Origin of the sequence: Neobacillus niacini (assembly GCF_031456445.1) — a bacterium.
GTDB classification, from domain to species: domain Bacteria; phylum Bacillota; class Bacilli; order Bacillales; family Cytobacillaceae; genus Neobacillus; species Neobacillus niacini_I.
Window position 1 is genome coordinate 1 of record NZ_JAVDUQ010000031.1, and the last position, 26,153, is coordinate 26,153.

Genomic DNA, 26,153 nt, shown 5'->3' on the forward strand with positions numbered 1-26,153 from the left:
CAACTGGCGAAAAGATTTCCAACTAGCGTTTAAATGCCCGTAACTAGCGCTAAACTACATCCAACTGGCGGAAAGCCGGCTCCAACTAGCGGAAGACACCCTACAACTGGCGAAAAGAAACTCAAACTTCATTATTAAAAAGGAAACTATTTGTTATAAGAAAAATCCTTCGGCTATTTCTTATGCCAAAGGATTAATGGGTTAAGACTATGAATGAATTTTTTGCTAAATGCCTTTTCACGAAGATTTGAAATTGCGATGGAGCTTCCCAGCCAGGCAAGTATACCAGCAGCAATCCCCACACCCCAATTATTTGTCGCTTCTAAAACAAGCAGGACTGTCGCTACACAAACAATTCCCCCCATCATTCCGTAAACGGAGCCCCTTGCAATATTCGTTGCTTTCCTTGTCCCTGCAGCTATACCGACCATGATGACCGCTGTCAGCATAACAGCTGGGAAAGCCGCAAAGATACCCGCTAAAATTTTCCACGGAGAAATAACGGTAATCAAATAACTCAATGTGACGGCTGTGCCGCCTAGTAAAAATCGAATAAATAAGTCCTGTTTATTCACGGAGTTCACCTTTTTTCTAATGTGATGTGATGACGACTACTACCATTGATACAACAAGCCAACAGACCATTGAATGAATGATGCCTCGTTTCCAGCCGATTTTTGGAAGAAGATAACCGGCAAGGATCGCAACAAGGATATTAATGGCCATTCCCCAGATCGCTCCTTTTGAAATGATGATGGAATGGGAGACTAGCTCACCTCCGCGGAAATCAAGGGCAATCGTTAGCAATGCAGCAAGGTAGACAGCTGGAAAAGCGGCAAAAATCCCTCCGGCTTTTTCTCCAAGTTTCTTTGCTACAAGTGTACAGGCTAGTACGGCAGAACCTCCTAATAAAAATCGAATCAGCAGGGCACTTAAAGATACATGCATGGTTTGTTCGCCTCTTTTAGTTTTTTAATAGTTTGTGCAATTATTCACAATCACCTTTACATAGATAGTTTAACTCATTTTAGTCCTAACGCTTGTGAACATTTTATTAAGGTTTCGGAAGCGTTTACAAAGTAAGGTATAAGCTCCTTCCAAATAAGCCCGGTTAAAAAAGAAAATAGTTTTTCCAACGAAAAAATGTTTAGTCTTTTTATGCATATCTGGATAAATTATGCATGGTGAAATAAAATTTCTAGTTAATTGTTTTATAAAAATCCTAAAAAGTATCTTTAAATTAACTTTTTTACAGGAAAAGCCTTTATAAATAAAGATTGGTATGAAAATTGCAACTATTTTAAATAGTAAATTATTTTTTCGAAAAAGTTAGGAGGTATCGAACAAATGGCTTTCTAGGATTCTCGTTTTTTCTGCATCCTTATGATTAGCCAAAATGAAATCGTTTACAGATTAGTTTTTAAAATGAATGGTTTAAAAGGAGAGTTGATAGTATTGGAGAATGTAAGCCTTAAACGATCACTTGGACTATGGGCAATTGTTGGACTTGGGTTAGGTTATATGACACCTACGATTGTATTTGATACTTTTGGGATTGTGTCGGATGAAACAAATGGTGTTGTCCCGCTTGCCTATCTTACAGCGCTGGCTGTTATGCTGTTTACGGCCATTAGTTACGGAAAGATGGTAAAGGTATTTCCTAGTGCCGGTTCGGCCTATACGTATACGAGAGAAACGATGAGTCCCCACCTTGGATTCTTAGTCGGCTGGGCAGCGTTGCTGGATTATATTCTTCTTCCAATGGTCAATGCACTTATCATACGTATTTATATGGTTTCCATATTTCCGAACATTCCTGCCTGGATTTGGGTTGTGGCCTATGTTGCAATCGTTACGGCCATTAACGTGTGGAGTATGGGGAAAACTTCAAGCTTGAATTCCATCCTGGTTGTTTTTGAAGTCGTATTAATTGGGGCCTTTATTGTCCTTGCCTTGATTAAACTTTCACAAGGTATGGGTCAAGGCACCATTTTCACATCTGAACCACTTTTCCATTCCAATATCCAGCTTGGACATATTTTAACAGGTGCAACAGTGGTTTGTTTTTCCTTCATTGGTTTTGATGCGGTCACCATGTATGCGGAAGAAGCCAAAGATCAGAAAACACTGCCGAGGGCGATTATGTTGACTGTTTTTATCGGCGGAGCCATCTTTTTCGTTTGTGGATATTTTGCACAAGCTTTATTCCCAGATGTATCGAACTTCAAAGTGACAGATGATACCCTTCCTGAAATTGGCTTATATGTTGGGGGAACATTATTTAAACTGATATTTCTTGCAGGAGCTTTTGCTGCCACCGTTGCTTCCGGACTTGCCTCACATGCGAGTGTGTCCCGTCTTCTATATGTTATGGGACGAAATGGTGTCCTGCCGAGGAAATTTTTTGGTTATGTACACCCGAAATTTAGGACTCCTGCCTTTAATGTTATCCTTGTTGGCGTTGTTTCACTGCTCGCCATTGCTCCGAGCCTAGAGTTAATTTCTTCATTTATTAATTTTGGGGCGTTAATTGCCTTTACTTTTGTCAACTTATCCGTCATCGCCCATTTTGCGTTCCGACAAAAGCGATATAAAACAGGAAAAGATATTTTCACTTATATCATTATGCCGCTTTTAGGGGCTGGATTAACGGGGATTTTATGGTATAACCTGCAGGCCGATGCCCTTATCGGGGGAATTGTCTGGGTTGTCATCGGGTTTATCTATCTGTTATTCCAAACAAAATTCTTTAAAGTTAAAATTGCTGATTTTGATTTCGACGAAGCAGAACGAACCACATCGATATAAAAGAATTCGGAGGGACAGTTTACCTGTTCCTCTTTTTGTTTGTCAAAGTGAAAGTGTAGGGTTTGTCTAAATATGCAAAAAAGAGTAAGTTATGCAAAATTTCATAAAAATTGAGGATTGATTAGCAACCTAGCCATTTAACAAACCGTCGAATTTTTGAGAAAACTCACGGCTTTTTTTCTTTAATTTTAATTCTTATATTTTGGCATGAAAATTGCAAATATTTTAAACAGTTACATTTTATATTAATATAGAAGGAGGATTAATAGAGTGGTTGAATAGCAATGGCTTTAAAATATTAAAAGCTTTTGGAGCATAATTATTTAAAATGAAAATGCTTTCATTTTGAAATCATTTCACAAATGGTCGATGTGCACGAAAGGGAGTAGTTAAATGGAGAATGTTTCACTTAAGCGATCACTTGGATTATGGGCAATTGTTGGGCTTGGTTTGGGTTATATGACCCCAACCATTGCATTTGATACGTTTGGTATTGTTTCAAAAGGAACAAATGGGGTTGTTCCGCTTGCGTACATGACAGCTTTAGTCGTGATGCTATTTACTGCCATTAGTTATGGAAAAATGGTGCAAGTATTTCCGAGCGCTGGATCGGCGTATACGTATACAAAGGAGACGATGAGTCCATACTTGGGATTTCTTGTCGGTTGGGCTGCATTATTGGATTATATCCTTCTTCCAATGGTAAATGCATTAATTATTCGAATTTATATGGTATCTATGTTTCCAAGTGTGCCTGCATGGGTTTGGGTCCTCATTTGGGTGGCAATCTGCACGGGATTAAATGTTTGGAGTATGGGGAAAACTTCAAGCCTGAATTCCATTTTGGTTGTTTTTTCAATGGTTTTAATCGTAGTTTTTATCGTACTCGCTTTTATAAAATTTTCTCAAGGAATGGGACAAGGAACGATTTTAACAACGGAACCGCTTTTCCATGCGAATGTTCATCTCAGCGCTGTATTGACCGGGGCAACTGTCGTTTGTTTCTCCTTTATTGGATTTGACGCCGTTACGATGTATGCTGAAGAAGCAGTCGATCAGAAAATTATGCCGAAAGCGATTATGCTGACGGTTTTCATCGGCGGAGCTATCTTTTTTGTTACCGGTTATTTCGCTCAAGCCTTATTTCCGGATGTTTCTAATTTCAAAAATACCGACGATACACTACCTGAAATTGCCTTATATGTAGGCGGAACTCTTTTCAAACTATTCCTTGTTGCAGGGGCATTTGCGGCCACAGCAGCCTCCGGTCTTGCTTCCCATGCAAGTGTAGCGAGACTTCTATATGTAATGGGACGAAACGGCGTCCTTCCGAAGAAACTATTCGGCTATGTCCATCCTAAATTCCGGACACCTGCCTTTAATGTAATTCTAGTTGGAGTGGTTTCTATGCTTGCGATCTCCCCTAGCCTTGAATTGGTTTCTTCAGTCATCAACTTTGGTGCTTTGGTTGCCTTTACTTTCGTTAACTTATCTGTTATTGCCCATTTCGTATTTAGGCAAAAAAGATATAAAACAGCAAAGGACATTTTCTCCTTTGTGATCATGCCGTTAGTTGGCGCTGGTTTAACAGGAATCTTATGGTCAAACCTTCATGCCGACGCCCTTATTGGAGGAATTGTCTGGTCACTGATTGGGGTCCTTTATTTACTTTATCAAACAAAAATTCGTAAAAACAATATTGCCGTTTTAGACTTTGAAGAAGCAGGTTGATTTGAGAAGAGGGATATAGAATTATCCCTCTTCTTATATGATTTATCAGAAAAACACTTAACTTATTTTCGATTCCTTGCTAATATGGAGTGAAAGTACTGGATTATAAAGGAGTGGAAATTATGAGTGTACATAAAGCAATTACGGAGCATGTAAATATACAAAACAAAAAGATTAATGACTTCCTGGCACTTGATCAACTCAGGGAGCAATATATTGAAGATGCATTGGAATTAGCCCATCAAGGGAAAGATTTTACTACCGATAAAATAAATGAGATTACAAATGAAATTAACGAACTAGCAAAAAAAGGAATTATCCCTACGCGTAAACTTATAACAGCGGAAATGGTTCGTGAATATGCGCTGAAAACAAAATAAAATTGTGCTCCTGAATTTTAAAAAAGGTCTAAAATCAAATCAACCGCTTGGATAAAGATCCAAGCGGTTTAAATCTCCTATTTGTTCATCTCACTTTTTTGAAAGCAATAGCCAATGCCCCAGATCGTTTTTAAAAACTCTGGCTGGGACGGATTGTCTTCAATTTTCTCTCTTAATCTACGAATATGTACATCTACTGTTTTGGAGTCGCCGAAATAATTCTGTCCCCAAATTTCATCAAGTAAATGATTTCTTGAGAGAGGCTCATTAAACCGATCAAAAAAAAGTTTAATTAATTGAAATTCTCTCGCCGTTAATTTGACCAATTGACCGTTTTTATATAGGCGCTGTGTTTTTATTTCGAGATGAAATGGTCCTGCTTGAATACTCGAGTCCGGCTGCTTTGGGACTGCTTGGATTAATCTTTTTTTTCCTTCTGTCATCGCATAAACCTCACATTTACAATTTTATCCCTTTCCTATAATTTTACATATAAGGTAATAGTAAGCAATGATTATTTCATATTATCATAAAAAAATAACCCTCGCAGCTGCGAAGGTTCCAATCTTGTAAGGCTTTTATTAGTTTAAAAGAATTCATTTACCCCACTCGTTCTTTATTGCTCATATCCTCCATTAGGGCTTTTAATTGTTTTATCGCTCGATGCTGGGTTGTTTTCACTTTACTTTCCTTCCAGCCTAACACTTTAGCGGTTTCCAAAATCGTTAGCTCCTGAAGATAGCGGAGAATGATCACACACTTTTGGTCTAAGGTGCACTGTTCAAGACATTTGAACATATTTTCAGTATCCTCTTTATGAAATGCAGACTCTTCTGGTGTCAACGATTCATCTTTAATTTGCTGCTCCCAAAAATCAAATTTATCGACAATCCGCTGTTTCCAGCCTTTATGTTTTCGAAAGGAGTCAATAGCCACATTTCTGGCAATCGCAAAAAGCCATGTTTTTTCACTGCTATCCCCTTTAAATTTCTGATGGGCTTTTAATACCCGTATATAGACTTCTTGAACAAGGTCTTCCGCTTGATCGCGATTATGAACCATGTAATATAAAAAATTGTAAACATCGTTATGATATTTTTTATATAAATGATTAAAGTTATCTTCCAATTCATACTCACACTCCTATCACCATTCAACATGCGGCAAAGGAAAACTCTTCCGGTAAAATAGCCCATAATTCATATCCCCTACTATCATACTTTTTTTTCCAGAAAAAAGGGTTACAATCCGGGAAAATCTTTTATTAGGCAATGTTCCCAATTTGTAACCTTTTTCGATACGCTTTATTTTCTAAAAAATACCGGAAGAATTCGGTGATTTATCTAGATTTCCAGAATTGCATTATTCCAAATTCATTAAGAATCTAGTACTATAAGGAGAAGAATATGTTTTTACGAACAAACTAAGCAATTCACTTCCTGAAAGAACTGGAGAATTACATGAGGAAACAAAAACTTGTAATTTTATACTTTGTCTTAAGTATTATTTGGATATATGGAACCAATTATTTAATTGAACAGTTTCTCCCTTCCCATTTAACTTGGATTATTGAAAGGTTAAAAGAAATTCTTTATTTGATTATTACCGGTGGGGTGATTTATTTCTTTATCGGTAAAAAAGAAGAATTGCATGCGTCCAAAGAGGATGAAAAACGCCTATCCACCTTAATCAATTCAATGGTTGATTTCGTTAACTTTAAGGATGGCGAAGGAAGATGGATTGAAGCAAACGATTTTGGTTTAAAGCTTTTCCAGCTAGAAAATGTTGATTATCGAGGGAAAAAGGACTCTGAATTAGCAGACTATACAGAGTACTATGCTGACGCCCTTCGATATTGCGAGGTATCTGACGAAGAGACATGGAAAAACGGAACCGTGACACGGTGCGAAGAAGTGGTTCCTATCCCCGATGGATCTGCCAAAACCTTTGACACCGTCAAGGTTCCGCTCTTTAATCCCGATGGATCAAGACAGGGCCTTGTCATTATTGGCCGGGATATTACCGAAAAAAAAGATATGGCAAAGCAGCTTGCAGAAAGCCAGCAGCAATACAAATCATTGTTTGAATACAGCCCTGATATTGTTTATATGATGGACTTAAACGGGGTCTTCTCCAATTTGAATCCTCAATTTGAAATCATTACCGGCTTCAAAAGAGAGGAAATGATTGGAAAAAACGTTAAAAGCATATTACCTAAACGGTTTCGATATCATTTTAAAGAATTTATCTCGACTGTTGTTGATAATAGTAGGCCTGTCATTTTTGAATTATATATCCCCCATGTGGATGGGCATTTAATAACCTTACAAACCACCTCACTTCCCATTGTGATTAATGGTGAAATAACAGGGATCATTGGGTATGGAAGAGACGTAACGGGATTGAGACAAACAGAGGAGCGGTTAAGAAGAACAGAAAAACTTTCTGTTGTCGGTGAATTATCCGCTAGTGTTGCCCATGAAATTCGCAATCCGCTAACTTCGTTGAAAGGATTTGTTCAGCTTTTACAAGTAGAGGACCAAAAGCATCAATTTTATTATCAAATCATGCTGGACGAACTCGATCGAATTAACCATATCGTAGGCGAACTGTTACTATTAGCAAAACCGCAGGTCCTTAAATATACATCTTCGGATATCCAAAAAATCATGTTTGATGTCATTTCATTATTAATTACTGAAGCAAGTCTTTATAATGTACAAATAGAATCGGCTTTTCCTGAAGAGGAAATCCTCATGGAATGCGAACCAAACCAGCTTAAGCAGTTGTTTATAAATGTAATTAAGAATTCCATTGAGGCCTCACAAAACGGCGGTACGATTTGGGTAAGCATTGAAAAAATGGAGCAGGAGCAGCTGACGATTACAGTAAAAGATAATGGCTGCGGCATCACGAAAGAAAGATTAGCAAAAATTGGCGAGCCGTTTTACTCATCGAAAGAGAAAGGGACTGGATTAGGATTAACGGTCAGTTTCAAGATTGTCCAATCACATAAAGGGACCATAAAATTTGAAAGTCAAAAAAATGAAGGAACATTAGTCACGATTGTCCTTCCGCTTAATCCCAGAATGGTCAGCACCAATAGACGATCACAAATTGCAAAATCATAATTTACATTCAAAACAGCCATTAATAGAAATAAATGGCTGTTTTTTCAATTTGTAGTAGTATAAGATTTTTTCTTCCTATTTCGAAAAAATGCAATAAGCAACAATGTAATTGGAATAATAATTTGAAAGGGCCAATGTAAATAAATTGGCACAATTACTATTCCTTCTGTGATATGTTCAGCGTATGATGAGGCTATGATTACTGATGCAAATAGAATCAGCAATCCAATTGGATAGCTTAGTTTCCGGTGACTTGAAAATTTGAAAAGGTCAGCAGCTCCAGTAACAGCTGCATAGGTAAACAGTGATATTTTAAAAAATCCACCAATAACCAAATAGAGCATAAATAAAACATCAAGCCGCTCAATAAAGTTAGCCAATTGAATTTTTCCCACTGTTGTTAACAACGGGAAGTTTGATCTTGTGAACAACTCTGTACCTATGGTCGCAATATTAATCACGGTTGTAATTGCAATATTAATTCCACTTAAGATCATTCCGCCAAGGCAAACGAGTTTTATCTTTTTTGGTTCTCTAATATAGGGCAAGAACATAGTAAAGACAATCATTTCACCAAACGGAAACGTAATCGTTTGGCCCAGGAATGTATTTATGACCGGCTTCCACCCATTTTCTAAGATGGGTTTAAGATAATCCATGTGAATTAACCCAGAAAAGATGATTAAGGAAAATCCAACAATGGCCATTATATAAATAATGCCGAAATATAATTGGCCCACTCTTGCAATTACCTCAATGCCTTTATGAATCCCATATATAATGGTGAGCATCATCAAAGAATTAATGATAAACAAAGGTGTATCAGTATAAACCGTGGTGGAAAGCAATTCACCAAAATCCCGCAATACCCTTGAAGCAACATAGCAAAAATAAATAATATAGAGGACCCCGATCATACGGCCAAGCCATTTTCCGATAATTTTTTGTATATAATTCGTTAAGGGCAAATCCGGATAATAGAGATACAGACGGTAGTAAACAAGGAAGACTAATAAACCGGCTCCCAGCCCTAATAAAATGGAGATCCATGCATCCTGTTTAGCCCCTGTACCTAGACCAACTAGAATCGAACTGCCCATTTCAAATAAGACCACCAGTACAAACATTTGCGAAGCGTTTATTTTAATCTTCTCCATATACTACATTTCCCCTTTACGAAGGGTTTTATTTTATAAAATCTGTCCAAAATGGTTTGGTCCGAATTCCTTCACGCCGGACAAATGTATCCACTTTGACATTTACTTTTAGATTTGCAAATTGATTGCTCCAGTCACCTTTCATTTTACTCCACTCTGATGGATACCTTCGGTGAATCACTTCCCCAAATCCAAAAATGTCACTTTTATGCTTCTGAACAGTCTTTATGGAAGATTCCACTTCCTTCTTAATTTCTTTTTCAACCGCTTGATTAATTTTGTCTATTACATCAGGTTTCGTTAAGTCGAGTGCAAGATTCGCTTCACTTATCCACCCTTCATTCTCAAGCTTCACATTGATAACTGGTCTGCCATTCTTAAATACGGCCGATATATCCGTTTTCGACCGAATCGGGGCATAAGATATGGCACCCTTCTTTCCATTCATCTTGAGATTGATAGCCGTACTTTTGACTTTATTTAAAATCCATATCACTCCGCGGGCATTTTTATTTTCAACCCAACCTGCTAATTTCCCTCTCTTAAAAATACCAATCCCGTTTGCAGCCGGAATTCCTTCCGCGGCGGTTTTTTGCAAAGCATCCGCTGTTCCTATGTCCTCTGTATTCCCAACTAACTTAAAGCCATTCGCAATCGGCTGCTTCCCTATGCTGACAAGCCCATTAAGAAAATCATCTACACTGATACTCATATTTTCACCTAACATTCTTTCGGTGACTTTTATTTCTTTTGTAATTTTATTAACAGGAAGTTTATCTAACCGGGACAAGGTTGAAACCAGCTCTCTAGCACTGGAATTTCTGGCAACGACCAAATCAGTAGTCGTTCGAAATTCCGGATCACGATCTAAGGCATCCATAATATCTAAAATATCTTTTTTGGCCACTTCTTCACTGACAACGACTAAATTTGTATGGGCATAATAAAGCCGCCGTGATATTCTCTTCGTAGCATCTCTGGCTGCCTCCGTTAACGTGTCCCCTGAACTTTTGAAGACGGCAATCGGCAGCCCTTGACCCCCGACAGATTGTCCCAATGCAACATTTGCAGGATTAACGACTTGAAAGGATACATCATACCTTTTGGATTCTCCTTTATCAACTCCTAAAGCCATCACAAACGCAAGATCCGTTAATTCTTTTTGATTCCAACAAGCACTTAGGATCGGCGTAAATAAAAACATAATTAAAAAAATGATTAAGCATTTTCTCATCACTGCTCACCTTTAGAAGAAGAATCATCCTTTTGCTTGGGTGGTCCAGGTTTTTGGTTTTCACCTGCTCGCACGATATTCCCTTTACTCATAAACATTGGTCTATTTTTCATTGCCCAGAGTGGAATGCGAACAAAGACGTCCTGCTGATTTTTGATGTTAAATGGTGCTAAGGGCTGCATATATGGAACCCCGAAAGACCTTAGTGAACATAAATGAATGCTCATAAACATGAGTCCTAACATGATTCCGTAAAAGCCTAATATGGAAGCAAGACCCATTAAAACAAAACGAACCAATCTGGCTGCGATCGCCATCGCAAAGCTTGGAGTTGAAAAATTGGCAATCGCTGTAATCGAAACGACGATAACCATCACAGGTGAAACAAAGCCCGCTTGAACAGCAGCCTGTCCGATTACGAGTGCTCCAACAATCGAAACAGCCTGCCCCACTGCTCTTGGCAATCGTAACCCCGCTTCGCGTAAAATTTCAAAGGTAACTTCCATAATAAGTGCCTCAACAAATGCAGGAAAGGGCACATTTTCTCGCTGTGCGGCAATGGCAATGGCCATCGTAGTCGGAATCATTTCCTGATGAAAGGTCGTGGCCGCAATATAAATTGCGGGCCCCAATAAAGCAATAAAAAAAGCTAGTATCCTCAAAAAGCGAATACCTGTTGATATATCGAATCGTGAATAATAATCATCAGGCGCTTGGAAAAATTGAATAAAAATAGCTGGTACTGAAATCACAAATGGTGTTCCGTCAACAATAATCGCAATCCTTCCTTCAAGGATATGAGATGTCGTCACATCCGGTCTTTCCGAATGATAGGTGGTCGGAAAGGATGTCCACGATTGGTCCTCAATCAATTGTTCGATATAGCCGGAAGCTATAATCCCGTCCATATCAATCCGTTTTAGCCTATCTTTCACTTCTTTAACAATTTTTTCGTTAGCAATTCCTTTTAAATACATAATCGCAATATCCGTTTGGGTAACGGTCCCTATTTTCATGGATTCAAGCCATAAATTTGGGCTCTTAATCCTTCTACGTAATAAAGCCGTATTGGTCCGAAGTGTCTCCGTAAATGAATCTTTTGGACCCCGGATCGATAATTGTGTGCTCGGTTCTGATATTGCTCGCTTTTCCCATCCTTTTGTATCAACGGTAATTCCTCGATTATAACCATTGATAAAAAAAACCGTATTTCCGGAAAGAAGCGAATCATAAACCTGATTCCAATTTTCAAAGATTTGAATATTCCCTAAACCTGTTGTTTTTTCTGTCATCCATTGAAAAAAATCTTCCAGACCCTCTCTTGGCTCATCTGTCACCATTTCCAGAAAAAAATCACTAATCATTTGGTTATCCGCTAAACCATCTATATAGACAGTAGTGCCTTTATGTCCGAAAAAAGAAAATTCACGCATATTAACATCCGTACTATTTCCAAACTCCGCTTTGATTCGATGGATATTTTCTTGATAGTCCCTTAGAATCGCTAAATTTTCAGGTTTACCATGATCTTGATTTTGCCTGTAATTATCGTTTTGCCGATTTTTTTGTTTCTTTTTTAACAAATTGGTTAAGATGGACACAAATCCCCGCCTCACTTAAGAAATGAACAACATAATTTCTCTAATATTGGATAGATTGTCCAAAATCCTCCAATTTATCCAGAAACCATATTGAATAATGTCCAAACGTGGACGAACAATAAGAACAGGTCGAAATTTGTAGGTGAACCCATTGAAAATTCTTTTTGTAACAGCTTTATTAGCTGTGTTGTTATTTTCACTTATTATGTTTCTTGATCTTGTTATGGGAATAACTAATTATAATATCTTCTGGAAAGCTCTAAATCCATTTAGGGTCATGGAACCTGCAGAATATTTTATTGTCTCTTTATTTCTTTTCTTCTTTATCCTCGGTTTTATTAGAGACTACCAAAAGAAGAAACTCCCTTCTCAATAAAGTAAAAAGCCCGTCAGTTTGGCGGGCTTTACTGGTCCAGGTTTATTTTCTGTTGATCTTTCATTTTTTTCTTCTTCCAAAAAGATAGTCTTTTTAGCCAAGGATATTGTTTTGGACCATAAACATGCCGATACCAGAAAAAATTTATCGACTCTTCAAGTACAAGTAAAAAAACTAGCTGCGCAAGTAACAACCAAAGCCACATTCCGAAGTCTCCTTTATTACTGGATAAATTATCCTATTCTCCGAATGTAGCAAGAATACCTTTATTTTCCTTTTCAATCATGGCATTTTTTAGATAAATTGAGATAGTTAAAAAGGATGCCCCTATTCCAGAGGGCATCCTTTTTATATTTTTTCAATACCGGCCATTCTTGTTTTAATATATACCTTATTCCCTGCTGTAAAAAAGAAAATACTTCCCAGTGTAACAAGGGAAATCATCCAAAACATGACTTGACCATGAACCTGGCTTAATAGAAACCCGCCCAAAACGGGACCAAGAAAATTGCCTATTTTTCTAAATTGCCCGGCACCAAAATAAGTTCCTCGTAAATGTTCCGGGGCTAAGTTGTCAATGAGAATGCTGCTGGAAGGAAAAATCAAAATTTCCCCAAAGGTTAAAAGAATTATGGAAATAACGGCCGTTACCCAGCCTGATATAAAGCTAAAACCTACCAAACCTGCGGCCATAAAAATGGAACCAGCAAGCATTGCCTGCATCGGCTTAAATTTTTCCGCGATATGACTTATCGGCATCTGTAGAACAACGACCATCACCGCATTAATCGTAAGTAAAACAGAAAAAATCACCACGCCGTTTTGCATCTTTGCAGCGAGATACTGCGGAAGATTCGAATCAAGCTGTACATATCCAATGTTTACTAATATACTTCCTAAAATTAAAAACATGAGGGCTCGATCCTTTCGGATAATCCTAAATGCATCATTAAAGGATACCGATTTTTTGCTTTGCTCCTCTTGATGAATGACCAATTTTTGCAGAAAGAAAAACAAAACAATCGCATAAAGAAAATAGGTAGTCCCGGTTATGGCAAAGGACATTTTTGCAGAGGTTGTTGCTAAATAAGCCCCGACTAAAGGTCCAACCGAAGCCCCAACATTGATGGCAGTATAACGGAGCGAATTGGCTTTCATCCGATTTTTCTTTTCTGTAATATCAGCCATTAATGCCTGTGAGGTTGGTTCAAAGAATGAATTGCAAAGTCCATTCAAAGCGTTTAAGAGGATAAACCAGCCTTGACTGCTGGCAACGGTAAAACCGTAGTAAACGAACGCCAATGTAAATAAAGAGAATAGCATGACCTTTTTTCGCCCGTATCTATCAGAAAGATGTCCGCCAATAAATCCACCAACGGTAGCCATGAGCGGACTCATCCCGACCGTCAAACCGATAATAGCAGGAGGAAGGTCCAAATTACGAGATAAATAGATGGATAGAAACGGCAGGGTCATAAAAGCGGAACCTCTTGATAAAACTGTACCAATTAATAGCACCCAGACAATCGTATGGAATTGCCCAATATAATTTTTTATTTTATTCATAATATTCCTCACTTTTCGCATTTCCTTATTTAGTAAACCAATTTGATTACAAAAAGTAAAGAAAAAAAGACCATTATTGGCCTTTTAATAGTAGTAATTGATTAATTTGGGTCTTTATAATTTAAGGCGCGTTCACTATCCCCGTATCCTTTTGTGGTTGGATCCTGAACGAGTCCCAGCATTGAAAGAATAACAAAGATGGCATTAATAAACGTTAATACGGAACTCTGAATGGTTTGTGTCAGTTCAAAATGTACTAAACCTAACATATTTAATCCAGACAAAACCATCTGGAGCACGATCATCACCTGTGATACAAAGGCAAGCACCCAATGCTTGTTTTTTAAACGGATTTTCCAGTTAATCATGCTTCCACTCCCTTCATATGTCAATTGTGTCTTTTCTATAACATATGCTTGGAATGAAAATGGTTGTCCCTGAAAACATGATTTTCTTAGATTGTGACCGCCTATCTTAAACTTCTCTTCTCATTGCTTTTAACACATCTACCCTCGTTGCTCTTTGAGCAGGGCGGTATCCGGAAATGATGGTTACTACATAGCAGATAATCACACAGATAATCGGTAAAATAATAGGGATCTCACTAAAGATTAATTCTTTTGGGGTTTCCTCCCCAAATGCTTGTTTGATAATAAGTGGTATCGCGAAATTTACTCCATAACTAATTATATAGGAAACAACCGTGCCAATCACCGCACCAATTAAACCAATATAACTGCTTTCAAGCAAAAAGACACGCTTGATTATTTTTGGGCTTGCCCCAATCGCCTTCATAATTCCGATATCCGGAGCACGTTCCGTTACCGCCATCGTCATCGTATTATAAATTCCAATCGACGCAATAAGGATGGCAATGGTCCCGATGATAATTAAACCGGCTTTCACAATCGTGAACATTAAATTCACTTCCTTCAGTTCATTGACAACTGAATAGGAGGCATAGTGTTTCTCTTTTAATGTGTCTGCAATCCCTTGGACCGCTTCCATATTCTTTGCATAAATTTTTACTTCCTCAAATGTTCCCTTTTGCTGCTCCAATTCTTTTTTCGGTGTCTTGCTTCCAGGGTCAAGAATCATCCCCTTTGGCGTTTTCGTAAAGGATTCAATCTCTTTCAGCATGTCTTCTGAAATAAAAACGCTTTTATCTTGCGCCCAATCCTTTGTTGGTTTTTTGGAGATACCAACTACTGTTAGTGGAATCGTTTTTTTCTGCTCTTTTCCATTAAAGAATTGTCTAACTGTTAATTCAAGTTTTTCACCAATTAAGTTTCCTTTGTAGCGAAATTCCTTTTTGACCTGTCCACTTTGATCATAAATGTCATCCTTGGCATCCTTAGGGATAAGATATAGCGGGAAATTATAGCCGACAACAATTTCATTTTTATTTTTTGGAAGCCGTCCTTTTGACAATTCGAAGCCTGCTTTGATCTCGGACGGGAAATAAGTTACAAATGTTTCGGTTCCTTCCTGATAATTTCCAAGTCTAAAAATACTTTCTTGATTCAGCATTTGCCGGCGTGTCACGGCTTTTACGTTTTTAATTTTTTCGAAAAGGTGAATATCCTTGATGGTTGATTGATGAAATCCGCCTTCGCCGCCCGTTTCTTTACCGTGGACATCAATTTGTGTTACCACTCTTCGACTCGTTACTTCGTCGACAACTGATCTCTGCAGTCCAAAGCCTACTGAGGCAAGTACGATTAAAAAGGCACACCCCATTGCCGTAGCAAGGATGGTCATAAACACCCTCGTTTTGTTTTTCTTCATATTTTGACGAACAAAGCGGAATTGATCTTTTAATTTCATACCAGAACTGCCTCCATCATTCTGCCATCTTTTAATTCAATGGTACGATGGCCAATTTCTGCGACTTTATCATCGTGGGTGATAATTAAGAAGGTAATACCCATATCTCTGTTTAACTCTTGAATAAACTTCAGTAAATCCGCTTCTGTTTCACTATCAAGACTGCCTGTTGGTTCATCTGCAAGAATTAGCGGCGGGTTCACGATTAACGCACGGGCTATGCTGACCCGCTGCTGCTGTCCGCCTGATAGTTCTCCTGGATAATGATCCCGGTAATCCAATAAACCAACTTTACTCAGCATTTCCTCTGTTTTCTTTTTCCGATCGTGCTCATTTACTCCTTTTAAAATTAAAGGAAGTTCTACATTTTGGAAGGCCGTCATGCTCGGAATCAGTTGAAAGCTTTGGAAAATAAACCCTAGGTTCTGAATACGAAAATCAGCAAATTTACTTTCATTGTAGTCTGATACCTTTTCGCCCGTGATCCAGATTTCCCCTTCTTTTGGATGAATAAACCCGCTTATTAAATTGAGCAATGTCGATTTTCCCGAACCGCTCCGGCCGACAATCGTAACGATTTCTCCTTTTTCAACTGTAAAGCTGATACCTTTTAAGACAGGGATTATCGTCTGTCTACCCTTTTTCCCAATCACAAAATCGTGACTTACATTTTTAATGGTAATCATTTTGTTCCTCCTGTTTTCCAGTTACTCCACCTTTATAGACGACAGCACCCCCCCTTTTCCCTTCAATTTTTTTAAAAATATTTTTTTCGAAAGGAAAAATTACCGTTTTATTGGTCTTTTTTTGTAAGAAAACTTATAATGAGAAAAGCAAAATTCCTTTGAAAGTTAGGAGATATAATGGAAAAATTGCAGCCCTATTGGGAAAAAATCGGACATTTTTGGAAAAAGCGTCATATTACCCAAATTCTTTTATTGATTTTATTGGTCATTGTTTTATTTACGATCCTCTATTTTGGCTGGATTGCAATCAGAGCAAATGTGGAATCGTTAAAACAAGGGTTAAACCAGCCAACCGTTATTTATGATAAAAATGGCAAGGTGGCAACGAATGTATTAACCAATCGGACAAAGGGCGCGAACATTGAAGAACTGCCGAAATATGTTCCGAACGCTGTTGTTGCGATTGAGGACGAGCGTTTTTATCAGCATGGCGGCTTTGATGTCAGAGGGATTGCCAGAGCCTTTTTCGGCAATTTATTATCGGGAAGAGTGACAGCCGGAGGAAGCACCCTAACCCAGCAGTTGGCTAAAAACGCCCTGCTCTCGCCGGAACGGACCTATAAGCGGAAGGCTGAAGAATTATTTTTAGCCGTTAAGATTGAAAAAGTTTATACCAAAAATGAAATTCTGCAAATGTATTTGAATCAGGTCTACTTTGGTTCAGGTTCTTGGGGAATCGGAAATGCATCGAGAAAATACTTTAATAAGGATATTAAAGATGTATCCATTAGTGAGGCGGCGCTGTTGGCCGGACTGCTTCATGCCCCGGACTACCTTGACCCTTATAAAAACTATGATGAAGCCGTTAAACGCCGCGATGTGGTTTTAGCGAAAATGAAGGAACTTAATTTCATTACCGCATCACAATACAAAACAGCGAAGAATGAAAAAATTGTCCTTGATAATGGCGGCGGGAGTTTTGTTGACCGGAAATACCCTTATTATGTTGATGCCGTATTAAATGAAGCGATTTATCGCTACGGCTTGACACAAGATGAGATCTTGACACGCGGTTACCGGATTTATACCGAAATGGACCAGAATCTGCAGTCAGGATTGGAGAATGTTTATAGTAAGGATTATTTGTTCCCAAGAAGTATGGGTGGAAAGCTTTCACAAAGCGGATCGGTATTATTGGATCCTGCTTCTGGAGGAGTCCGGGCCCTTGTTGGCGGGCGCGGTGAGCATGTATTTCGCGGCTTTAACCGGGCAACGCAATTAAAAGCTCAGCCTGGTTCAACGATGAAGCCGCTTGCCGTTTATACGCCTGCGCTTGAAGAGGGATATGATTATTCCTCTGAACTGGTAGACAAGCCCGTCTCCTTTGGCAAATATAAACCGGAGAATTTTTCAAGAACCTATAGTGGAAAGGTTCCAATGTATAAAGCTCTTGAGGAGTCTTTGAATATTCCGGCGGTTTGGCTGTTGGATAAAATCGGTCTTGATAAAGGTCTTAATTCCTTAAACCGTTTCGGAATCCCCGTGCAAAAATCGGATAAAAACTTAGCCATTGCCCTTGGCGGAATGAGTAATGGGGTTTCCCCTCTGCAAATGGCCGATGCATTTTCAACTTTTCCAAATGGCGGGAAGCGGTACGACAGTCATCTAATTACAAAAATTGTCGGACCGACTGGGAATGTTATTGTGGAACACAAGTCAGAGGCAACAAAAGTAACTTCCAAAAAGGTTACGAATGAGATGACCTCTATGCTATTAAATGTTGTGGAATCGGGAACTGGGCAACGTGCCCATATTCCTGGAGTTCAAATTGCTGGTAAAACCGGATCCACCCAGCTTCCATTCAGCGGTGTTACGGGAACAAAGGCTCAGTGGATGGTCGGGTATACCCCAAATCTCGTTGGCGCCATCTGGATTGGATTTGACCAAACCGATCGCCAGCATTATTTGCCGGGTGCCAGCTCTGTCAATGTTGTACCTATTTTCAAGGAGATGATGAGATCCTCGCTTCCATATGTTCCACATGAGGACTTTGGGGTTGTTTCCGTAAATGACCAGCTTGCCGGGAAAACACAAACAAATAAGGAAATGCAAGATAAAGCGGAGCAGATAAAAAAGGAATTAAATGCAAACGCTGAAAAAATTGGCAAAACCATTAAGGAAAAAGCCCCAGTTTGGAAGGAAAATCTTAATAAAGTTCTTTATAAAGTCGGCGAAGCAGTTAATTCTGTGGTTCAGAAGATTCGTGGAGCTGTTCAATAGAATGGTAAAAGCGCCCTTTGATGGGGCGCTTTTGTTATTGCGGCATAGTTTTTCGGATTTTTCTTGGGTTTTGTCGTTCTTGTGGGTTTGGAAGTACACTTTGAGTAGATTTCCATGAGATTTAGTCTTTCAATGAAACTATAGGAGACACGTTTCCCCTTCCACTGGGAATTTTGTCGCTTATAGCCTTTATTGGAGACACTTTCTCCACTTCCTCATGGAATTTTGTCGCCTATAGCCTTTTTTGGAGACACTTCCACCTCTTCCGCATCAAGTTTTGTCTCCTATAGCCTTTATTGGAGACACTTTCTCCTCTTCCTCATGGAATTTTGTCGCTTATATCCTTTATAGGAGACATTTCCATGCTTTCTTATCGAATTTTGTCGCCAACAACCGCGAACCATAGCTGTCTGGCTGATTCCGTTATATTCTCGGTTTTACTTATTGCCGTAATAACAGAAACTCCATCCGCTCCGGCTTCGATAACAGAATGAGCATTAGACGCGTTGATCCCGCCAATCCCGACTAACGGAATCGTCAAATCGTTTGCCCGCAGCTTTTCAATTAATGAAGTACCCTGTACCGCTTTCGCGTCCTCTTTGGTATTCGTAGGAAAAATCGGACCAATTCCCAGATAATCAGCACCACATTCCACCGCCTTTTTCGCTTCCTCAAGAGTGTGCGCAGAAACGCCGAGAATCCTATTACCAATCTTCTCACGAATCGTTTCAACTGGTTCATCCTCTTGCCCAATATGAACACCATCAGCGTCTAATTCCAAGGCCAATTCAACATCATCATTCACGATAAAAGGGATTCCGTTCATCCGGCAAATTTGCTGGAGCCTTCTAGCAAGTTCAAATTTTTCAGCGCCATCCAATGCACCATTTCCTTTTTCCCGAAACTGAAATAAGGTAACTCCTCCTGCAATCGCCTCTTTTAAAACCCGCTCAGGATCTATATAGCTATTATTACTCCCCATAATAAAATAAACTCTTAAAGCCGCTTGTATCGATTCCTTATTGATTCGTTCCACTTGATATGCCCCGCTTTCGATTGTACGCCCAATGGTTAGTTGGTCCATGCCCGGCACCGATGAATAAATCCGCTTCGATGGCTGCCTGGATAAAGTCTTTAGCCGTTGAAACTGCCTGATAAACATTGGCACCTTTTGCGACCTCAGCTGTAATCGCCGCTGAAAACGTACAGCCTGTCCCATGAGTATTTTTTGTTAAAAGCCTTTTACTATTAAAATAGTAAAATTCGGTTCCATCATAGAGAAGATCAACAGCCTCTTCTAATTTATCATCATGGCCGCCTTTCACTACCACATGCTTTGCTCCTAAATCGATGATTCGTTTTGCTGCTACTTTCCGATCATCAATGGAAGTAATCGCCATTCCCGTTAATACTTCTGCTTCAGGAATATTCGGTGTCACGATCCATGCTAAAGGTAAAAGGTATTTTTTTAAAGCTTCGATGGCTTCCATTTGCAGCAAAGGCGCTCCGCCCTTTGCAATCATCACCGGATCTACAACAACTTTTCCCCACTGATAATGACCAATTTTTTCAGACACCGCACGAATAATCTCCGAACTAAAGAGCATTCCAGTTTTCACGGCATCTGTCCCCATGTCCCCTCCTATGGAGTCAATTTGTGCTGCTACTGCTTCTGTAGTCATCGGATATACCGCTTGTACACCCAATGTATTTTGTGCCGTAACGGCCGTGAGTGCTGACATTCCGAAGACGCCTAACTCTTGAAATGTTTTTAAATCCGCCTGAATTCCGGCTCCCCCGCTTGAATCAGAGCCTGCAATCGTTAAAGCTTTTCTGACATCCATCGTGTTTCTCCCCTTACTGTTGAGTAAAATTACCGTACTTCTCGATCTCAGCTTCAGATACTTGGTAAAGCTGATTTAAAAATTCTATTTGAAAACTGCCTGGTCCTAGCTCTGCTGTTTTTTCAGCAGCCATTTCCGCTGCTGACCCATAAAAAACTAACGCTGAAACGCATGCTTTCACCAAATCCTTTTCAACAGCTGCGAAGGCTCCGATCACAGAGGTTAATAAACAACCCGATCCTGTCACTTTTGTTTGGATTGGATGACCATTATGAACAACAAAGGTATTTTGTCCGTCGGAAATGACATCGTCCTTACCCGTAAGGACAACAAGCGTATTTAATTTTTGCGCTGTTTGAATCGCCAATTCCACCAAATCTCCATTTGACTGACCGGCATCTACCCCTTTTATTTCCCAATGAAGACCTGCAACATTGGCGATCTCTGCTGCATTCCCACGAATTACAGATATCCGAATCTCATTCATAAGTCTTTTCGCTGTTTCCGTCCGGAAAGCTGTTGCCCCTGCACCAACCGGATCAAATATGACTGGGACCCCATTTTCATTCGCTGATTTACCTGCAATGATCATAGATTCAATCTCCCTTGAATTAAGCGTCCCTATATTTAGAACAAGGGCGCCGGCGATTTTTGCCATATCCGCTACTTCTTCAGGAGCATAAGCCATAACGGGTGATGCACCAAGTGCCAGCAGTCCATTTGCAGTAAAATTTGTCACAACCACGTTGGTGATGTTATGCACCAACGGATTTTTTTCTCTCACCTTTTGTAAAATTGGACTAATAAAATCTTTATTCATATCGAAAAAATCCTCCTTCTCTTAATTCATTACTAATCCGCCATCTACATTAATGCACTGCCCAGTAATAAACGAAGCCCAGTCAGATGCTAAAAATAGTACGGCTCCTGCAATATCTTCCGGCATTGCAAGACGGTGCATGGGTGTCAAGCCAATAATCATTTCTCGAACATCTTCTTTTGTCTCAGAACTTGAGTCAGTTGGATAGGTAAGCCCTGGGGAAACCGCATTAACCGTGATCCCAAAGGCACCCAGTTCTTTTGCAAGGTTCCTTGTATACCCAAGCAATGCCATTTTAGCTGTTGAATAATCATGGTACGGAACGACCGGGAAATCAATTAAATTACTAGTAATATTGATGATGCGTCCTGACATTTGCTGTTTCATAAACGGCATTGCCGCTTTGCAAATATGAAACGCACCCTGGAGACTACCGGAAATTTGCTGGTCGTAATCCGCCCATTCCAGTTCCCATGCTGTCTTTCGGGTTTTTGGATTAAACGTATAATGGTTAAGGGCATTATTGATCACCACATCGATTCCATCAAAGGATTCAACGATTTGGTTCATCATGTTGCCAACCTGCTCCGCGTTCCGGACATCTGCCTGAATGGCGGCTGCCTGTCCCCCAGCTGCTTCGATCTCTAAGACTACCTGCTCGGCAAGCTGATGATTTTTCAAGTAATTCACAATCACAAACGCACCCTCAGATGCTGCTTTCTTGGCAATAGCGGCACCAATCCCGCGGCTCGCTCCCGTTACCAGCACAATTTTATCTTTTAAGATCATCCTTATCCTCACATCCTACTCGAAATCCGGGTCAAATCGTTCTAAATCTTGTTCCAGGTTTCTTTCAATATCCGAAAACCTTACTAAATCCAATAAATTAAAACCGCCATCATGATGCCACCCCGGTTTCGCCCTATTCATCTCGCCAATCGGGGCGATGCGATTGACCCCCAATGAACCAAGTATCCCGGCAAGTTGAAAAAGTCGACTTGGTGCTGCCGCAAGACCGCAAGATTGCAAATAATCCTGGTACTCTACAATTTTGAAAAGGTCATCTTCTAACCTGCTGGAGCTGAAAACATGAATCGTTCGATTCAGCGGCGACCCTTCCATTCCAGGATCAGCATGATAAACCACCGTCCATGCCGAATCATTATGACTTGCAAAGACACTGACGCTATCCCCGGACAATGCCTCCAAATCATATTGATTTCTTACCTTTTGAATCGCCATTGCTTCCTCAGCCGTAAGCTTGGCCCGCGGGCGTTTTTTATGGTAGCGTTCCAATTCTGCAGCAAGCATTTGGGCAAATTGCTTTGGACTGACCGCCCCCCTCTCTTCCACTAATACGGATTGGGGTGATAAACAACTTTGCTGGTCATAAATCGAAACATCCTCCGCCAATTTATGAATGGTATCAAAATACTGGTCAGCAGTTAGGGCCTCCTTGCCAACCAAAGCCAGACTAATTTTATGTCCATAGGTTAAAAATTTCTTTCCCGACGGCACGAGCTCGCGGACTTTTTCAACCGTTGTATTGGACCCATAAACAATCACTGCTTCCGCCGCTACAATTGCCTGTTCCTCCAAGTCCCTTGTCCCGCCTTTCCAAGGAAGAATCGCGACTGAGTCGGCTAATTGCGGGTCTACTTCCGCTAAGGATTCAGCAAACAAAACAGGAAAAAGCGGCTCCGCCGTGGAAGTTTTTCCAATATTCGCCGATTTCAGCAACAGCCCCATGATTAAACTCCATATTTGAACACCGGGCACGTTTCCGGAGAAGACATGAAATATGGACCTTGGACCAAACGCCTTGCTCATCCCCCCCGTTTTTCTCGGACGAAACTCATCGAGCATGGCCGGCTGGTCAAACTCTTCATCTAGAAACCGCAAAAGTTCTTTTTTGCGAAACATTCTGATGTACCGTTTTAATTCAAGCCGGACCATCTCCGAATCATATCCCGTAATTCGAGGAATCAGAATTTCCGCCATTTGTCGTAATCGGTAATCAGGATTTAGCCAAAGCTGAACAGCCATGTCAATTTTTGCAACAATCTCGTTTATCGAGAGCTTTGCTAAATATTGATTTCTATTTTCCTGGATAGCCCGAGAAATCTCGGCGATGTTACTTGGGGATAAAATCGGATATTTTAGTAGAAAGGCACCTTTTTCCGTTTCGTATCGTTCCTCGCGAAATTCAGTTAGCCCGATTGACTTTGGTACCTTATAGGCATAAATTTCTACTGGTCTATCGTCCGCCATCGTAATCCCCTCATTTTCCATTTGCCTGCAATAATTGATCAATAGCAATCGAACAGCCTCTTGCTTCTGATCCCTTTACCCTTCCTAGCAAAACAAAGCCTTCCTCCGTTTTATAGCCCATATCCTCCGTCAAAATTGCCAGACAGGAATTCCAATTGGCTAAATCATAGTGGACGATTACCCCTGTCTCGCCATTGCCTACAGGCTCTAACGTGTTTGGATCGAGCACAACAGTTTTCACCCAAGCCGGCCCGGTTTTATCGAAAACAGTTGTTCCCGTTAAATAATTTGATAAAATGGTTTGATCATAGATTTGCGAGCTCAACTCCGTCATTCCATACATATTAATGCACTTCGTGCGATCAACATGGAAAAACTCCTTGAACATAGAATATAAACTGTCCATTTCTACTTCCCGTGCCTGCCCTTTAAAACCGCCTGTATCAAAAATCCGGCTGCCCTTTGCTAGCTGAAACCTTTTGTTCTTTTCTTTTAAATAATCCAAAACATGCACATAGGCGAAAGTGGCTCCGATCAGCAGTACAGGCTCTTGACGCTCTTCCGATTCCTTTAAAGCCACTGCCAGTCCTTGCATATCCAGTCCATTTTCATCGAAAAAGAAACGGCTGTTATCATTACCAAAAAAGGTGACCGCATTTGTTAAATACCGGGAAAGTGAGGAATTCTGATTTAGATCCGCTGCCGGTGACAGCACAAACATCGTGATTTTTTCTACATCCGGTAACACAAATTGTTTGAATGGCCCCTTCATTGAGGCATCCCAAACTGCTAATGTGGGGTGATAATTTTTCCCTTTGGCGTTCGGGTTGGTCGTTCCACTCGTCATAAAGACGGTCTCTGCTTCCTCTACAGGTTCAGAGGATAATACCATTTCTTTAAATCCTTGAATCGGAATGGCCGGAATATCCAGCCAATTTTTAACCGTTAACGGCGTTTTGCGTTTCGATTGGCAAAACTTTTTGTATGGCATGTTGAACTTAAATTGAAAGTTGAAAAGCTTTAAAGCCAGTTGATTAAACTCGCCCTCGGCATCAGCAGGAAGTCCTTTCGGAAACTGATGGATATAGTCTATGATTTCATTGGTAATCTGTTGTGACTCCACTCTCATTTTTTACTGCCTCTTTTCTGAACGATTTTGGTAGATTAACTAATAAAACCTGTAGAATGATCGAGAAAAACGCACCAATAAAAATACTGTTGGAGAGGAATGTTCCGACTGTTCCCTTTACATCTTTAAAATAAGTCGGAAGGCTAATCGCTAGTAGGATCGATAATCCGATAATCATATAGTTTGTTTCGTTTTTTTCCACCTTTGCCAAAATCGAAATTCCGGTAAAAACTAGGCTGGCTGCAGCAGGTAGAAAGATTCCGCCAACAACGGCATCTGGTGTCAATGCTAGAATGGCACCAGCTTTTGGAACAAAGCCTAATATTAAAAAAATGATTCCCGCGACAATTACCGGTTTACGTGACCCAACACCTGTTAATCTTAGTAGTCCTACGTTTTGAGCAAAAGCCGTTGTAGGAAATCCACCGATTAAAGAGGAAACGAGTGAACCTGCAGATTCCCCGGCAAAGCCGTTGCGGATTCTTTTTGCATCCAAATCGATATCGAGCATTTCCGCTGATGCCTGATAAACGCCCATCGCTTCGATAATCGCAACAATATAGGCGACAAAGAAAGTAAGAAACCAGCTCCAATGAAAGGTAAACTCACCGTAAGGAAGAAAATGGGGCATTCCAAACCATCCTTTTTCCGCAATCATGCCAAAGTTTGTTTTTCCAAGAATCATCGCAATCAGATCTCCTACCACTAAAGCAATCAGAAAAGAGAATGATTTCCAAACCCCTTTTCCGAACAGAGACAGGATAATGACAACTGCTGCGGTTGGGATAGACATGACAAGGGTGCTGCTGCTCGCAAAGCTGTCCATTCCCGGTGTGCCGCCTAAAAATTCATATAAGGTAAAGCTCGATAAGGAAATCCCGACAATAAAAATGACCGTTCCGGAAATAGCCGGCGTAAATAAAGCACGTAATTTTCCGATCACTCCGGTAATCGATAGAAAGAAAACAATAATGGCACTTAAAAAGATACTTCCGCTTGCAGACGAAAGTGCCCCCGCCTTTCCTGCTGAAATCATGATGGAATCAAATGCCGCAGACGGACCTTGAACAATCGGCAGGCGGACAAGCTTCGTTGCCTGAACCAATGTCACCAGACCGGCAGCAATAAATATAGAATTTACAATATTTGCCGATAGTGTAAGTGGAAGACCAATCATTGCTGCCACAAAGATAGGATCTAACCACACATTTGATACAAAAACATGCTGCAATCCATATAGGAAACTCTTTACCGGTGGCAAATTCCCTTCCACACCGATTGCAATACTCTCCTTTTTATTCATGATGTAACT

Annotated in this window: 24 protein-coding genes; 5 read left to right on the forward strand and 19 right to left on the reverse strand. The window is 40.0% G+C overall.

Annotation, left to right across the window (positions count from 1 at the left end; genetic code table 11):
- Positions 1 to 173 precede the first annotated feature (173 nt).
- The gene (locus tag J2Y67_RS20850; protein WP_310177169.1) at positions 174 to 575 is read right to left on the reverse strand and encodes a DUF3147 family protein; all 402 of its coding nucleotides are present in this window, start codon (positions 573 to 575) and stop codon (positions 174 to 176) included.
- Between the two features lie 16 nt (positions 576 to 591).
- Entirely contained in the window at positions 592 to 948 is a 357-nt protein-coding gene (locus J2Y67_RS20855) for a DUF3147 family protein (RefSeq protein ID WP_310177172.1), read from the reverse strand.
- A gap of 477 nt (positions 949 to 1,425) precedes the next feature.
- Here J2Y67_RS20855 and J2Y67_RS20860 point away from each other — a divergent pair, with 477 nt between their 5' ends.
- The 3 genes from J2Y67_RS20860 to J2Y67_RS20870 all read left to right on the forward strand — a co-directional run bounded on the left by J2Y67_RS20860 (position 1,426) and on the right by J2Y67_RS20870 (position 4,919).
- Positions 1,426 to 2,808, forward strand: a complete 1,383-nt coding sequence (locus tag J2Y67_RS20860; RefSeq protein WP_310177296.1) for an APC family permease — start codon at positions 1,426 to 1,428, stop codon at positions 2,806 to 2,808.
- Positions 2,809 to 3,201: 393 nt separating this feature from the next.
- Entirely contained in the window at positions 3,202 to 4,539 is a 1,338-nt protein-coding gene (locus J2Y67_RS20865) for an APC family permease (RefSeq protein ID WP_310177173.1), read from the forward strand.
- A gap of 122 nt (positions 4,540 to 4,661) precedes the next feature.
- Positions 4,662 to 4,919, forward strand: coding sequence for a YpbS family protein (locus J2Y67_RS20870; RefSeq protein WP_310177175.1), 258 nt, complete (start codon positions 4,662 to 4,664; stop codon positions 4,917 to 4,919).
- A gap of 77 nt (positions 4,920 to 4,996) precedes the next feature.
- On the opposite strand, the gene J2Y67_RS20875 is transcribed toward J2Y67_RS20870, so the two are convergent.
- Complete coding sequence (locus tag J2Y67_RS20875; protein ID WP_310177176.1) at positions 4,997 to 5,362, reverse strand: winged helix-turn-helix domain-containing protein; 366 nt, start codon at positions 5,360 to 5,362, stop codon at positions 4,997 to 4,999.
- 157 nt (positions 5,363 to 5,519) lie between these two features.
- Positions 5,520 to 6,047 (reverse strand): RNA polymerase sigma factor SigX, encoded by a 528-nt coding sequence (locus J2Y67_RS20880; RefSeq protein WP_310177178.1) that lies wholly within the window; start codon positions 6,045 to 6,047, stop codon positions 5,520 to 5,522.
- A 332-nt stretch (positions 6,048 to 6,379) separates the two neighbouring features.
- Here J2Y67_RS20880 and J2Y67_RS20885 point away from each other — a divergent pair, with 332 nt between their 5' ends.
- A complete protein-coding gene (locus J2Y67_RS20885; protein WP_310177180.1) occupies positions 6,380 to 8,050 on the forward strand; it encodes a PAS domain-containing sensor histidine kinase in 1,671 nt (556 codons plus the stop codon).
- A 44-nt stretch (positions 8,051 to 8,094) separates the two neighbouring features.
- Here the strand turns inward: J2Y67_RS20885 and J2Y67_RS20890 are convergent, their stop codons facing one another.
- The 8 genes from J2Y67_RS20890 to J2Y67_RS20925 all read right to left on the reverse strand — a co-directional run bounded on the left by J2Y67_RS20890 (position 8,095) and on the right by J2Y67_RS20925 (position 16,497).
- Positions 8,095 to 9,207 carry a GerAB/ArcD/ProY family transporter gene (locus J2Y67_RS20890; protein WP_310177183.1) on the reverse strand — a complete coding sequence of 371 codons (1,113 nt, stop codon included), beginning with the start codon at positions 9,205 to 9,207 and terminating at the stop codon, positions 8,095 to 8,097.
- 28 nt (positions 9,208 to 9,235) lie between these two features.
- Positions 9,236 to 10,441: a Ger(x)C family spore germination protein gene (locus J2Y67_RS20895; protein WP_310177184.1), complete on the reverse strand. Its 1,206-nt coding sequence runs from the start codon at positions 10,439 to 10,441 to the stop codon at positions 9,236 to 9,238.
- Positions 10,441 to 12,042 (reverse strand): spore germination protein, encoded by a 1,602-nt coding sequence (locus J2Y67_RS20900; RefSeq protein WP_310177185.1) that lies wholly within the window; start codon positions 12,040 to 12,042, stop codon positions 10,441 to 10,443. The genes J2Y67_RS20895 and J2Y67_RS20900 overlap by 1 nt, the downstream gene beginning before the upstream one ends.
- Before the next feature lie 404 nt (positions 12,043 to 12,446).
- Positions 12,447 to 12,623 (reverse strand): hypothetical protein, encoded by a 177-nt coding sequence (locus J2Y67_RS20905; RefSeq protein WP_310177186.1) that lies wholly within the window; start codon positions 12,621 to 12,623, stop codon positions 12,447 to 12,449.
- A gap of 143 nt (positions 12,624 to 12,766) precedes the next feature.
- Positions 12,767 to 13,984 (reverse strand): MDR family MFS transporter, encoded by a 1,218-nt coding sequence (locus J2Y67_RS20910; protein WP_310177188.1) that lies wholly within the window; start codon positions 13,982 to 13,984, stop codon positions 12,767 to 12,769.
- Between the two features lie 101 nt (positions 13,985 to 14,085).
- Positions 14,086 to 14,352, reverse strand: a complete 267-nt coding sequence (locus J2Y67_RS20915; RefSeq protein WP_310177190.1) for a phage holin — start codon at positions 14,350 to 14,352, stop codon at positions 14,086 to 14,088.
- Positions 14,353 to 14,458: 106 nt separating this feature from the next.
- The gene (locus J2Y67_RS20920; RefSeq protein ID WP_310177192.1) at positions 14,459 to 15,811 is read right to left on the reverse strand and encodes an ABC transporter permease; all 1,353 of its coding nucleotides are present in this window, start codon (positions 15,809 to 15,811) and stop codon (positions 14,459 to 14,461) included.
- On the reverse strand, positions 15,808 to 16,497 hold the full coding sequence (locus J2Y67_RS20925) for an ABC transporter ATP-binding protein (RefSeq protein WP_310177194.1): 690 nt from the start codon (positions 16,495 to 16,497) through the stop codon (positions 15,808 to 15,810). Before J2Y67_RS20925 ends, J2Y67_RS20920 begins: the two co-directional genes overlap by 4 nt.
- 177 nt (positions 16,498 to 16,674) lie before the next feature.
- Between J2Y67_RS20925 and J2Y67_RS20930 the strand changes: the two genes are divergently transcribed.
- Entirely contained in the window at positions 16,675 to 18,777 is a 2,103-nt protein-coding gene (locus J2Y67_RS20930) for a transglycosylase domain-containing protein (protein ID WP_310177196.1), read from the forward strand.
- Positions 18,778 to 19,147: 370 nt separating this feature from the next.
- On the opposite strand, the gene thiE is transcribed toward J2Y67_RS20930, so the two are convergent.
- From thiE to J2Y67_RS20965, 7 genes are read right to left on the reverse strand one after another with little or no spacing between them, the layout of a single operon-like run.
- Positions 19,148 to 19,813, reverse strand: a complete 666-nt coding sequence (gene thiE / locus J2Y67_RS20935; RefSeq protein WP_310177198.1) for a thiamine phosphate synthase — start codon at positions 19,811 to 19,813, stop codon at positions 19,148 to 19,150.
- Positions 19,797 to 20,621 carry a bifunctional hydroxymethylpyrimidine kinase/phosphomethylpyrimidine kinase gene (thiD, locus tag J2Y67_RS20940; RefSeq protein ID WP_310177200.1) on the reverse strand — a complete coding sequence of 275 codons (825 nt, stop codon included), beginning with the start codon at positions 20,619 to 20,621 and terminating at the stop codon, positions 19,797 to 19,799. The genes thiE and thiD overlap by 17 nt, the downstream gene beginning before the upstream one ends.
- Positions 20,622 to 20,634: 13 nt before the next feature.
- The gene (gene thiM, locus J2Y67_RS20945) at positions 20,635 to 21,441 is read right to left on the reverse strand and encodes a hydroxyethylthiazole kinase (RefSeq protein WP_310177201.1); all 807 of its coding nucleotides are present in this window, start codon (positions 21,439 to 21,441) and stop codon (positions 20,635 to 20,637) included.
- A gap of 21 nt (positions 21,442 to 21,462) precedes the next feature.
- Positions 21,463 to 22,230 (reverse strand): 3-oxoacyl-ACP reductase, encoded by a 768-nt coding sequence (locus J2Y67_RS20950; RefSeq protein WP_310177202.1) that lies wholly within the window; start codon positions 22,228 to 22,230, stop codon positions 21,463 to 21,465.
- A 15-nt stretch (positions 22,231 to 22,245) separates the two neighbouring features.
- Positions 22,246 to 23,712, reverse strand: coding sequence for an acyl-CoA reductase (locus J2Y67_RS20955; protein ID WP_310177204.1), 1,467 nt, complete (start codon positions 23,710 to 23,712; stop codon positions 22,246 to 22,248).
- Positions 23,713 to 23,722: 10 nt separating this feature from the next.
- Positions 23,723 to 24,841 carry a LuxE/PaaK family acyltransferase gene (locus tag J2Y67_RS20960; RefSeq protein ID WP_310177206.1) on the reverse strand — a complete coding sequence of 373 codons (1,119 nt, stop codon included), beginning with the start codon at positions 24,839 to 24,841 and terminating at the stop codon, positions 23,723 to 23,725.
- Complete coding sequence (locus J2Y67_RS20965; protein WP_310177208.1) at positions 24,810 to 26,144, reverse strand: solute carrier family 23 protein; 1,335 nt, start codon at positions 26,142 to 26,144, stop codon at positions 24,810 to 24,812. Before J2Y67_RS20965 ends, J2Y67_RS20960 begins: the two co-directional genes overlap by 32 nt.
- Positions 26,145 to 26,153 lie beyond the last annotated feature (9 nt).

What these genes read in the sequence shown, in the direction of transcription:
- J2Y67_RS20855 (WP_310177172.1), bottom strand. Translation starts at nt 948, where the DNA reads ATGCATGTATCTTTAAGTGCCCTGCTGATTCGATTTTTATTAGGAGGT.
- J2Y67_RS20860 (WP_310177296.1), top strand. Translation starts at nt 1,426, where the DNA reads ATGAATGGTTTAAAAGGAGAGTTGATAGTATTGGAGAATGTAAGCCTT.
- J2Y67_RS20865 (WP_310177173.1), top strand. Translation starts at nt 3,202, where the DNA reads ATGGAGAATGTTTCACTTAAGCGATCACTTGGATTATGGGCAATTGTT.
- J2Y67_RS20870 (WP_310177175.1), top strand. Translation starts at nt 4,662, where the DNA reads ATGAGTGTACATAAAGCAATTACGGAGCATGTAAATATACAAAACAAA.
- J2Y67_RS20875 (WP_310177176.1), bottom strand. Translation starts at nt 5,362, where the DNA reads ATGACAGAAGGAAAAAAAAGATTAATCCAAGCAGTCCCAAAGCAGCCG.
- J2Y67_RS20885 (WP_310177180.1), top strand. Translation starts at nt 6,380, where the DNA reads ATGAGGAAACAAAAACTTGTAATTTTATACTTTGTCTTAAGTATTATT.
- J2Y67_RS20890 (WP_310177183.1), bottom strand. Translation starts at nt 9,207, where the DNA reads ATGGAGAAGATTAAAATAAACGCTTCGCAAATGTTTGTACTGGTGGTC.
- J2Y67_RS20895 (WP_310177184.1), bottom strand. Translation starts at nt 10,441, where the DNA reads ATGAGAAAATGCTTAATCATTTTTTTAATTATGTTTTTATTTACGCCG.
- J2Y67_RS20905 (WP_310177186.1), bottom strand. Translation starts at nt 12,623, where the DNA reads ATGTGGCTTTGGTTGTTACTTGCGCAGCTAGTTTTTTTACTTGTACTT.
- J2Y67_RS20910 (WP_310177188.1), bottom strand. Translation starts at nt 13,984, where the DNA reads ATGAATAAAATAAAAAATTATATTGGGCAATTCCATACGATTGTCTGG.
- J2Y67_RS20915 (WP_310177190.1), bottom strand. Translation starts at nt 14,352, where the DNA reads ATGATTAACTGGAAAATCCGTTTAAAAAACAAGCATTGGGTGCTTGCC.
- J2Y67_RS20920 (WP_310177192.1), bottom strand. Translation starts at nt 15,811, where the DNA reads ATGAAATTAAAAGATCAATTCCGCTTTGTTCGTCAAAATATGAAGAAA.
- J2Y67_RS20925 (WP_310177194.1), bottom strand. Translation starts at nt 16,497, where the DNA reads ATGATTACCATTAAAAATGTAAGTCACGATTTTGTGATTGGGAAAAAG.
- J2Y67_RS20930 (WP_310177196.1), top strand. Translation starts at nt 16,675, where the DNA reads ATGGAAAAATTGCAGCCCTATTGGGAAAAAATCGGACATTTTTGGAAA.
- thiD (WP_310177200.1), bottom strand. Translation starts at nt 20,621, where the DNA reads ATGGATGTCAGAAAAGCTTTAACGATTGCAGGCTCTGATTCAAGCGGG.
- thiM (WP_310177201.1), bottom strand. Translation starts at nt 21,441, where the DNA reads ATGAATAAAGATTTTATTAGTCCAATTTTACAAAAGGTGAGAGAAAAA.
- J2Y67_RS20950 (WP_310177202.1), bottom strand. Translation starts at nt 22,230, where the DNA reads ATGATCTTAAAAGATAAAATTGTGCTGGTAACGGGAGCGAGCCGCGGG.
- J2Y67_RS20955 (WP_310177204.1), bottom strand. Translation starts at nt 23,712, where the DNA reads ATGGCGGACGATAGACCAGTAGAAATTTATGCCTATAAGGTACCAAAG.
- J2Y67_RS20960 (WP_310177206.1), bottom strand. Translation starts at nt 24,841, where the DNA reads ATGAGAGTGGAGTCACAACAGATTACCAATGAAATCATAGACTATATC.
- J2Y67_RS20965 (WP_310177208.1), bottom strand. Translation starts at nt 26,144, where the DNA reads ATGAATAAAAAGGAGAGTATTGCAATCGGTGTGGAAGGGAATTTGCCA.